2 protein-coding genes are annotated in these 531 nt (G+C 65.2%); both read left to right on the top strand.

What is annotated here, in order from left to right; all coding sequences use genetic code 11:
* A partial coding sequence (locus EN742_RS37170; protein ID WP_148670625.1) for a fumarylacetoacetate hydrolase family protein occupies window positions 1-146 on the top strand: 146 nt, incomplete at its 5' end.
* Window positions 143-531: carboxymuconolactone decarboxylase family protein (locus EN742_RS37165; RefSeq protein ID WP_128334000.1), on the top strand; the 389-nt coding region annotated here is incomplete at its 3' end. The genes EN742_RS37170 and EN742_RS37165, both read left to right, overlap by 4 nt.

The raw sequence follows: 531 nt of genomic DNA, 5'->3' as shown, positions 1-531 counted from the left end.
ACCTCATCCCGATGGGGACGCCGGCTGGCGTCGGCTTCACGCGCAAGCCGCCGCGCTTTCTCACCAACGGAGACACCATCTCCGTCGAGATCGAGGGGCTCGGTACGCTCACCAACCCGGTCGTCGATGAAGGAACCCCCGCATGAGCAACTCGGCGCTGTTCGACAAGGGACTGAAGATACGCAACGAGGTCGTCGGCGAGGAATACGTGCGGCGCGCCTTCGATAAAGCGGGCGACTTCGGCCGCGATTTTCAGGAGCTGGTCACCGAATACTGCTGGGGGGCGTCTTGGGGGCGAGAAGCTCTTAGCCGCCGCGACCGCAGTCTGCTGAACATCGTCATGCTCGGCACACTCGGCCGCAGCGCCGAGCTTGCGCTTCATCTGCGCGGCGCGTTGCGCAACGGCGTGACGCCGGACGAGATCCGCGACGCCCTGATCCAGCTCACGATCTACGCAGGCGTCCCGGCGGGCGTGGAATCCTTCCGCATCGCGCAGGACGTCCTGGAGAACCCTGAAGCTCAATCCAACGC

The organism is Mesorhizobium sp. M4A.F.Ca.ET.020.02.1.1 (genome assembly GCF_004022645.1).
Taxonomy (GTDB): domain Bacteria; phylum Pseudomonadota; class Alphaproteobacteria; order Rhizobiales; family Rhizobiaceae; genus Mesorhizobium.
Note: the sequence above shows the minus strand (reverse complement) of the source record. Positions and strands in the feature narration are given on the sequence as shown.